General features: G+C 71.2%; 6 protein-coding genes. 5 read left to right on the forward strand and 1 reads right to left on the reverse strand.

Annotated elements, in window-relative coordinates; all coding sequences use genetic code 11:
• Positions 1 to 159: 159 nt before the first annotated feature.
• The 3 genes from ACZ7EG_RS30315 to ACZ7EG_RS30325 all read left to right on the forward strand — a co-directional run bounded on the left by ACZ7EG_RS30315 (position 160) and on the right by ACZ7EG_RS30325 (position 4,706).
• Entirely contained in the window at positions 160 to 2,220 is a 2,061-nt protein-coding gene (locus tag ACZ7EG_RS30315; RefSeq protein ID WP_471085673.1) for a M4 family metallopeptidase, read from the forward strand.
• Between the two features lie 253 nt (positions 2,221 to 2,473).
• Positions 2,474 to 4,120, forward strand: a complete 1,647-nt coding sequence (locus ACZ7EG_RS30320) for a M4 family metallopeptidase (RefSeq protein WP_471085676.1) — start codon at positions 2,474 to 2,476, stop codon at positions 4,118 to 4,120.
• A gap of 58 nt (positions 4,121 to 4,178) precedes the next feature.
• Positions 4,179 to 4,706, forward strand: a complete 528-nt coding sequence (locus ACZ7EG_RS30325) for a DUF1990 family protein (protein ID WP_471085679.1) — start codon at positions 4,179 to 4,181, stop codon at positions 4,704 to 4,706.
• Between the two features lie 48 nt (positions 4,707 to 4,754).
• Here ACZ7EG_RS30325 and ACZ7EG_RS30330 read toward each other — a convergent pair whose 3' ends face one another.
• On the reverse strand, positions 4,755 to 7,373 hold the full coding sequence (locus tag ACZ7EG_RS30330) for a glycosyltransferase family 1 protein (RefSeq protein ID WP_471085682.1): 2,619 nt from the start codon (positions 7,371 to 7,373) through the stop codon (positions 4,755 to 4,757).
• A gap of 277 nt (positions 7,374 to 7,650) precedes the next feature.
• On the opposite strand from ACZ7EG_RS30330, the gene ACZ7EG_RS30335 reads away from it, so the two are divergent.
• Together ACZ7EG_RS30335 and ACZ7EG_RS30340 are read left to right on the forward strand one after the other, a co-directional pair.
• On the forward strand, positions 7,651 to 8,853 hold the full coding sequence (locus ACZ7EG_RS30335; protein WP_471085685.1) for a S8 family peptidase: 1,203 nt from the start codon (positions 7,651 to 7,653) through the stop codon (positions 8,851 to 8,853).
• 214 nt (positions 8,854 to 9,067) lie between these two features.
• Positions 9,068 to 9,721 (forward strand): maltotransferase domain-containing protein (locus ACZ7EG_RS30340; protein WP_471085688.1); only part of this gene is annotated, 654 nt, incomplete at its 3' end.

Consider the following 9,721-nt stretch of genomic DNA (forward strand, 5'->3'; position numbering starts at 1 on the left):
TTCCGGACAACGAACCTTTTCCGGCCATACTTTTGACGCGGTCCTGACAGAAAGCGCACTCCCCTGCCACGCTTCCCACGACTGCTCCACAGGAACCCCACAGCAACACCTCCACCTCCCCAGGCCGGGCGACCCCCGGTCCCGCAGAAGGAGTCAGTGTTGAGAAGCAGTTCCTCGCGAAGAGGCACCTCCCACAGACGCACTCCCCACACCCCCCGCCGCACCGCGGCCGTGGCCCTCGCCGGCGTCGCCGCGCTGATCGCCGCCGCCGTGCAGAGCGGCACCGCCACCGCCGCCCCGGAGAAGGCACCGTCGGCCGCGAGCAAGGCGAAGCCCGGCTCCGAGTCGGTCAGGCTCACCCCCGCCCAGCGCGCCGCACTGATCCGCGAGGCCGACGCCGCCAAGGCGCAGACCGCGAAGGACCTGGGCCTCGGCGCCAAGGAGAAGCTGGTCGTCCGCGACGTCCTCAAGGACGGTGACGGCACCGTGCACACGCGCTACGAGCGCACCTACGACGGCCTGCCGGTCCTCGGTGGCGACCTGATCGTCGAGAGCACGAAGGCGGACGCCACCGCGGCCGTCGTGAAGGCCACCCGCGCCGCCATCAAGCCGGCGACGACGAAGACCGCGGTGTCCGCCGCGAAGGCCCGGCAGCAGGCCCTGACCGCCGGCGAGGCCGACGAGGCCAAGAGCCCCGGCATCAACCGTGAGCCCCGCAAGGTGATCTGGGCCGCGAGCGGCAAGCCGGTCGTGGCCTACGAGACGGTCGTCGGCGGCTTCCAGCACGACGGCACCCCGCAGGAACTGCACGTCGTCACCGACGCCACCTCCGGCGCGAAGCTGTTCGAGTGGGAGGCGATCGAGACCGGCACCGGCAACACGGTGTACTCCGGCACGGTCGACCTCACCACCACCCAGTCCGGGTCGACGTACAACCTCACCGACGGCGCCCGCGGCAACCACAAGACGTACAACCTGGGCCGCGGCACCTCCGGCACCGGCACCCTCTTCTCCGGCCCGGACGACGTCTGGGGCAACGGCACCCCGTCCAACCTGGAGTCCGCGGGCGCCGACGCGCACTACGGCGCCGCCCTGACCTGGGACTACTACAAGAACGTACACGGCCGCTCCGGCATCCGCGGTGACGGCGTGGGCGCGTACTCCCGGGTCCACTACGGCAACAACTACGTCAACGCCTTCTGGTCGGACAGCTGCTTCTGCATGACCTACGGCGACGGCTCGGGCAACGCGAACCCGCTGACGTCGATCGACGTGGCCGCGCACGAGATGACCCACGGGCTCACCTCGAACACCGCCGGCCTGAACTACAGCGGCGAGTCCGGCGGCCTGAACGAGGCGACCTCGGACATCTTCGGCTCGACGGTGGAGTTCTACGCGAACAACTCCTCCGACGTCGGTGACTACCTCATCGGCGAGGAGATCAACATCAACGGCGACGGCACGCCGCTGCGCTACATGGACAAGCCCAGCAAGGACGGCTCGTCCAAGGACAGCTGGTACTCGGGCATCGGCTCGGTCGACGTGCACTACTCGTCGGGTCCCGCGAACCACTTCTTCTACCTGCTCTCCGAGGGCAGCGGCACCAAGACCATCAACGGTGTCACGTACAACTCGGCCACCTCGGACGGCCTTCCGGTCACGGGCATCGGCCGGGACAAGGCGGAGAAGATCTGGTTCCGCGCGCTGACCACGAAGTTCACCTCGACCACCAACTACGCGGGCGCCCGCACCGGCACCCTCGCGGCCACCGGTGAGCTCTACGGCACGGACAGCGCCGAGTACAAGGCGGTCCAGGACGCGTGGGCGGGCGTCAACGTCGGAACCCGCTCCGGCGGCGGAGGGGGCGGCGGCACGTCCTTCGAGAACACCGCCGACGTGGCGATCCCGGACCGGGGCGCGGCGGTCAACTCGCCGGTCACCGTCTCCGGCCGGACGGGCAACGCGCCGTCCAACCTCCAGGTCTCGGTGGACATCGTCCACACCTACATCGGTGACCTCAAGGTGGACCTGGTCGCCCCCGACGGCACGGTCTACACACTGAAGGGGTACGGCACCGGCGGAAGCGCCGACGACATCAACACCACCTACACGGTGAACGCCTCCTCCGAGGTCGCCAACGGCGTCTGGAACCTGCGAGTCCAGGACAACGCGGCCATCGACACCGGCTACATCAACAGCTGGAAGCTGACGTTCCCGTAGATCCGCAGGCCGGCAGGCCCGCAGGCCCATAGGTACGCGGGCCCGTAGGCCCCTCGAAGTCAGGGCGCCGCCCCGGTGGGTTCGAATCCCCCGGGGCGGCGTCCGTTTCACGTGTCCTCGCGTACATCTGGTCGTCGAGTTCCGGCCAACCTCAGGTCCCTCTCCTGACATGTACGCGTCCCTGGTGCCACTCTTCCCCCACGCCGCACGGCACCACAGCAGCACAGCACTTCCCCCACATCGAGGAGCTTGTGTGTCCACCTCTTTCTACGCGCGTCAAAAGCGCGCCACGCTCGCCATCGCCACCGCCGTTGCCGCAGGTGCCCTGCTCACCACCGGCCTGAGCTCCGGCAGCAGCGTCGCCGCGGACTCCGCGAGCAAGCCGGCCCTCGCCGCCGCCCCCGTCCTGCTCTCCGCGCAGGCCCGCACCGCGCTGGTCCAGGAGCAGCAGGCACAGGCCACGCGGACCGCCGACGCGATAGGCCTCGGCTCCCAGGAGAAGCTGGTCGTCAAGGACGTCGTGAAGGACGCCGACGGATCGGTCCACACCCGGTACGAGCGCACCTACGCGGGCCTGCCGGTCCTCGGTGGCGACCTCGTGGTGCACGCGTCCAAGTCCGGCGCGACCAAGGGCGTCACCAGAGCCACCGAGGCGACCCTGAAGGTCGCCTCGCTCAAGCCCGCGGTCAGCGCCGCCAAGGCCGAGAAGCAGGCCGTGACCCTCGCCAAGGCGGCCGGCTCGGAGAAGTCCGAGGCGAACTCCGCTCCCCGCAAGGTGATCTGGGCGGCCGACGGCAAGCCGGTCCTCGCCTACGAGACCGTCGTCGGCGGCCTCCAGGAGGACGGCACCCCGAACGAGCTGCACGTCATCACCGACGCCGCCACCGGCAAGAAGCTGTACGAGTACCAGGGCATCGAGACCGGCACCGGCAACACCACCTACAGCGGCGCCGTCACCCTCGGCACCACCAAGTCCGGGTCGGCCTACAACCTGACGGACGGCACCCGCGGCGGCCACAAGACGTACAACCTGGGCCGCGGCACCTCCGGCACCGGCACCCTCTTCTCCGGCTCCGACGACGTCTGGGGCACCGGCAACCCGTCCAACGCCGAGACCGCCGCCGCCGACGCCCACTACGGCGCCCAGATCACCTGGGACTTCTACAAGAGCACCTTCGGCCGCAACGGCATCCGCAACGACGGCAAGGCCGCCTACTCCCGGGTCCACTACGGCAACAACTACGTCAACGCCTTCTGGTCCGACAGCTGCTTCTGCATGACCTACGGCGACGGCTCGGGCAACACCCACCCGCTGACCTCGCTGGACGTGGCCGCCCACGAGATGAGCCACGGGCTCACCTCGAACACCGCCGGCCTGAACTACAGCGGCGAGTCCGGCGGCCTGAACGAGGCCACCAGCGACATCTTCGGCGCGGGCGCCGAGTTCTTCGCGAACAACTCCTCCGACGTCGGTGACTACCTCATCGGCGAGGAGATCGACATCCACGGCGACGGCTCGCCGCTGCGCTACATGGACAAGCCCAGCAAGGACGGCTCGTCCAAGGACGCCTGGTCCTCCAGCCTCGGCGGGGTGGACGTCCACTACTCCTCCGGTCCCGCCAACCACTTCTTCTACCTGCTGTCCGAGGGCAGCGGCTCGAAGACGATCAACGGCGTGACCTACAACTCGCCCACCTCCAACGGCTCCACGGTCACCGGCATCGGCCGGACCAAGGCGCTGCAGATCTGGTACAAGGCGCTGACGACGTACATGACGTCGACGACCAAGTACGCCCAGGCCCGTACGGCGACGCTGAACGCGGCCTCGGCGCTGTACGGCGCGTCCAGCACCGAGTACAAGGCGGTCGCGTCCGCCTGGTCGGCCGTCAACGTCGGCTGACCGGAGCACGACCCCGGGCGGTACCCGGACCCGAAGCGGTCCGGGTACCGCCCTACTCTTGGGGACCGTGTCTTCTACGGATTCGCAGGACTTCACCTACGCCGATGTCGGCGCCACCCGTGACCAGGCTTTCTGTCCCCCGGGCTTCCGCCCCATGAACGTACGCACCCGTCTCGGCGAGGGCGAGGAGGTCTTCCGCCGGGCGGCGGAGGCGGTCCTCACCTGGGAGATGCACCGCGCGATGGGAGTCGGCCTCGACGCGAGCGCGGACCGGGCCGCCCCCGGCGTCGACGTCACCGTCACCCTCGCCGGCATGATCAAGGCCCCCTGCCGCGTGGTCTGGACGGTCGAGGAACCCCGCCGGGCGGGCTGGGCCTACGGCACCCTGCCCGGCCACCCGGAGACCGGCGAGGAGTCCTTCGTGGTCGACCGCACGGGAGACGGCACGGTCTGGCTGACGGTGAACGCGTTCAGTCGTGCGGCCAAGTGGTACGCCAAGGCGGGCGGCCCGGCGACGAGGGGCTTCCAGCACGCGTATGCCCGGCGCTGCGGCCATGTCCTGCGCCGGATCGCAGCGCCCCTCTAGGGGCGCGGGGAACTGCGCGACCAGCCCCCACGCCGCCGCGGCCGACACTCAGCGCATCAACAGCCCGGCAGCCGCCACCAGCTCCTCGGACGGCCCTGCCACAAGCCCCAACTCCGCACTCGAAGCCAACAGCCGATGCGCGGGAAGGATCCGCACCGTGTACCCAAAAGGCCCGGTGCGATCCAGCGACAAGGGCCCTTCGTACACCCAGCGCCCGTCCTGGCCGGGAGACCCCACCGGCTTCAGAGGCACGACCGTCGCGTCCCCGATCCGGTCCTCCTCGTCCACCCGCCCGGAAACGACCTGCACCTCGACATCGTCCGGCCCCAGGTCCGCGAGCCCCACCCGCACCCGAAGCCCCAGCGTCGTACCGAGCTCCGCCAGCACCTCCGACGCCGACGTCTCCACATGGTCGACGGTGACGCCCGGCCACGCCGCCCGCACCTTCGTCTTCCACTCGGCGAGATCACGCGCCGCGTCCGGGCCCACGGCCCGGTGGGAGAGCGCAGCCGGCGCGTAGAGCCGCTCCACGTACTCGCGGACCATCCGCCCCGCCAGTACCTTCGGCCCGAGCAGGCTCAGCGTGTGCCGGACCATCTCGATCCACCGGTCGGGCAGTCCGCTGCGCCCGCGCTCGTAGAAGCGGGGCGTCACCCGCTGCTCCAGCAGGTCGTACAGCGCCGCGGCCTCTATGTCGTCACGGTGGTCCTGGTCGGTACCGGCACCGTCCGCGGTGGGGATGGCCCAGCCGAAGTCGGGCTGGAACCACTCGTCCCACCAGCCGTCGAGGACGGACAGATTGAGACAGCCGTTGAGCGCGGCCTTCATGCCGGACGTGCCGCAGGCCTCCAGCGGCCGGAGCGGGTTGTTCAGCCAGATGTCGCAGCCGGGGTACAGCTTCTGCGCCATCGCCATGCCGTAGTCGGGCAGGAAGACGATCCGGTGCCGTACCCGCGGGTCGTCCGCGAACCGCACCAGCTCCTGCACCAGCCGCTTGCCGCCGTCGTCCGCGGGGTGCGCCTTGCCCGCGACGACGATCTGGACCGGCCGCTCGGGGTGCAGCAGCAGGTCCATGAGCCGGTCCCGGTCGCGCAGCATCAGCGTCAAGCGCTTGTACGAGGGGACGCGCCGGGCGAAGCCGATCGTCAGGACGTCCGGGTCGAGCACGTTGTCGATCCAGCCCAGCTCGGCCGTATGGGCGCCGCGTTGCCGCCAGGAGGCCCGCAGCCGCTCCCGCACCTCCTCGACGAGCTGCTCGCGCAGGACCCGCCGCAGGTCGAAGATGTCCTGGTCGGGGATGTCGGCGACCGCGTCCCAGCGGTCCGAGCCGCCGACGGTCAGCGCGTCCTCGGCGCGCTGGACACCGATCTGCTTCGCACCGAGCCGGAACACCTCGGGGGCGACCCAGGTGGGCGCGTGCACCCCGTTGGTCACGGACGTGATCGGCACCTCGTCGGCGTCGAAACCGGGCCACAGCCCGGCGAACATCTCCCGGCTGACGTTGCCGTGCAGCAGCGAGACGCCGTTGGCCCGCTGGGCCAGGCGCAGGCCCATCACGGCCATGTTGAACAGGTTGGGCTCCCCGCCGGGATAGGTCTCCATACCGAGCCTGAGGACGCGCTCGACGTCGATGCGGGGCAGCTCGGCGTCGGGGCCGAAGTGCCGGGCGACCAGCGCGCGGTCGAACCGGTCGATGCCGGCCGGTACGGGGGTGTGGGTGGTGAAGACGGTTCCGGCGCGGACCGACTCCAGCGCGGCGTCGAAGTCCAGTCCCTCGGCGCAGAGTTCGGCGATGCGTTCCAGGCCGAGGAAGCCCGCGTGCCCCTCGTTGGTGTGGAAGACCTCCGGCGCCGGGTGGCCGGTCAGCCGGCAGTACGTCCGTACCGCCCGGACACCTCCTATGCCGAGGAGCATCTCCTGGAGCAGCCGGTGTTCGCTGCCGCCGCCGTAGAGCCGGTCGGTCACGCCGCGCTCGCCGAGGTCGTTCTCCTCGACGTCGGAGTCCAGCATCAGCAGCGGGACCCGGCCGACCTGCGCCAGCCAGATCCGGGCGTGCAGCTGTTTGCCGCCGGGCAGGGCGAGGGTGACCTGGGCCGGGCTGCCGTCGGGCTCCTCGAGCTGGACGACGGGCAGCTCGTTCGGGTCGAGCACGGGGTAGTGCTCCTGCTGCCAGCCGTCCCGGGACAGGGTCTGGCGGAAGTAGCCGTGCCGGTAGAGCAGGCCGACGCCGATCAGCGGGACGCCGAGGTCGCTGGCCGCCTTGAGGTGGTCGCCGGCCAGGATGCCGAGGCCGCCGGAGTACTGGGGCAGGGCGGCCGTGATGCCGAACTCGGGTGAGAAGTAGGCGATCGCGGCGGGCAGTTCCTCGGGCTGGGTCTGGTACCAGCGGTCGCCGGTCATGTAGTCGTGCAGATCGCCGGCGACCGCGGTCAGGCGGCGCAGGAACGGGCGGTCCCCGGCCAGTTCCGCCAGCCGCGCGGGCGGCACGCTGCCGAGCAGCCGGACGGGGTCGCCACCTGAGGCCGCCCAGCGCTCGGGGTCGACGGACCGGAACAGCTCACGGGTCTCCGCGTGCCATGACCAGCGCAGGTTGCGGGCCAGGTCGCTGAGCGGCCGGAGGGGGTCGGGGAGAACGGGTCGGACGGTGAATCGACGGATCGCCTTCACGGGTTCCACCTCGGCGCGTTCGCTGGATTTCGCAGGGCTTCGACGACGTCTCCTACGACAGTACCCACGTCGGCGCCCCCGCCGCTGAGGCTCCGCGACCCGACCCCCGATCGGCCTGAACCGCACCATCGGCGGATATGGCCGATTCCACCCCCACAGGCGTCCTTGTGGTGCTTCACCCGCCACGAGAGGCTGCCTCTGGCGTACCGGCCCGCGCCCGCCGCACGCGGCGCCGCCGCGGCCGCCGTACGCCGAGTCGAGGAGGGGAAATCGGACCATGGCTCGGACGCGCGAGCGGCGTCTGCGCCGGACGGGGGGCCTGGTCGCGGCGATCTGTGCCGCGGCGTTTTCGGCCACCACCCTGCCCGCGCAGGCCGTACCGGAGGGGCGGATACTCGGCGCCGGATCACCCGGCTCCGTGCACGGAAGTTACCTGGTGACACTGGAGGAGGGCACGGGGGCCCGGTCGGCGGCCGGAAAGGGCCTCGCCGGAAAGTACGGGGTGGAGATCAGCCACACCTACGGCACGGTCCTGAACGGTTACGCGGTCCGCGCGGACGGGAGACAGGCCGCTCGGCTGGCCGCCGACCCCCGTGTCGCCTCGGTCGTCCAGGACACGCGCGTGCGCCTCGACGGCACCGGGAAGAACCCCCCGTCCTGGGGGCTGGACCGCGTCGACCAGCCGCGGCTTCCTCTGGACCGGAGCTACACCTGGCCCCGGTCGGCCGGTGCGGGAGTGACGGTGTACGTGATCGACACCGGAGTCCGGGCCACCCACCAGGACTTCGCAGGCCGGGCGGGCCACGGCTGGGACTTCGTCGGGAACGACCGGGTCGCCTCGGACGCCAACGGTCACGGCACGCACGTCGCCGGCACGGTGGCCGGGACGACCCACGGCCTCGCCAGGAAGGCCCGGATCGTCTCCGTGCGCGTCCTCGACGCCGCGGGCGGGGGCACCACGGCCCGGGTGATCGCCGGGATCGACTGGGTGACCCGGCACGCGAAGAAACCCGCGGTCGCCAACCTCAGTCTGGGCGGACCGCGCAACGAGCGGCTGGACGCCGCCGTCCGCGCCTCCATCGCCTCCGGCGTCACCTACACGGTCGCCGCGGGCAACGACGGCAGGCCGGCCGGTCTGTACTCCCCGGGGAGCGTGAAGCAGGCCCTCACGGTCGGCGCGACCGACCGGGAGGATGCAAAACCGGCCTTCTCCAACCACGGTCCGGCCCTCGATCTGTTCGCGCCGGGAGTCGGCATCACCTCCGCGTCCGCCGCGGGCGACACCGCATGGTCCACCTTCTCGGGTACCTCGATGGCGTCCCCGCACGCCGCCGGCGCGGCAGCTCTCTATCTGGCCGATCATCCAAAAGCCACTCCGGCGCAGGTCGGGAGGGCTCTGACCGCCACAGCGGCGACCGGGAAGGTCTCCGGCCGGGGCTTCGGTTCGCCGGACAAGTTACTGCGGGTGCCGCGCGGGTAGGGCGAAGGAGCAGCCACGGCAGGGGTCGGCCTCGTCCGTCGCGGACGAGGCCGGTCTTGTGTGTCGACATACGCGTGAGTAGTTAACAACGTGCCGGATTGCCCACCCGAATAGGGTGGGAAGGCTCCTGCGGGTACCCCTCTCAGGAGCACCATGCAGGACCCACCTCCCCACAGACATCCGCCTACCCACGTTGACGCGGACAGGAGCGGTCATGCCCGCCAAGCACCACTCGCCAGCACCCCCCAACCGCCGCACCACCGGGGCGCGCGCACCCGGCGGCGAAGCACGCCCCGCACGCCCGGCCGACCCCGGTCCACCGGCCGCGCCACCACGCCGCGACGCGACCGCCGTCGGGCGCATACCCGTCCTGGATGTCCGCCCGGCGGTCCAGCAGGGACGCAGGCCCGCCAAGGCCGTCACCGGCGAGACCTTCGAGATCTCGGCGACCGTGTTCCGAGAGGGGCACGACGCGGTGGCGGCCAATGTCGTCCTGAAGGACCCCGAGGGCCGCCCCGGCCCGTTCACGCCCCTGCGGGAGCTGGCCCCGGGGACCGACCGATGGGGTGCCACGGTCACCGCGGGGGAGCCCGGGCTGTGGACGTTCACCGTCGAGGCGTGGGGGGACCCGGTCAGTACCTGGCGCCATCATGCCGAGATCAAGATCCCGGCGGGCATGGACACGGACGTCGTCCTGGAGGAGGGCGCGCGACTGTACGAGCGGGCAGCGGCCGGTGTGCCCGAGGAGGAGGGACTGCGCGCAGTGATCCTCACCGCCGTCGACGCCCTGCGGGACGAGGGCCGCCCCGCGGCGGCTCGTCTGGCGGCGGCGCTGACGCCGGAGGTGGACGCGGTGCTGGCCCGGCAT

It is taken from the genome of Streptomyces sp. NPDC037100 (genome assembly GCF_055606225.1).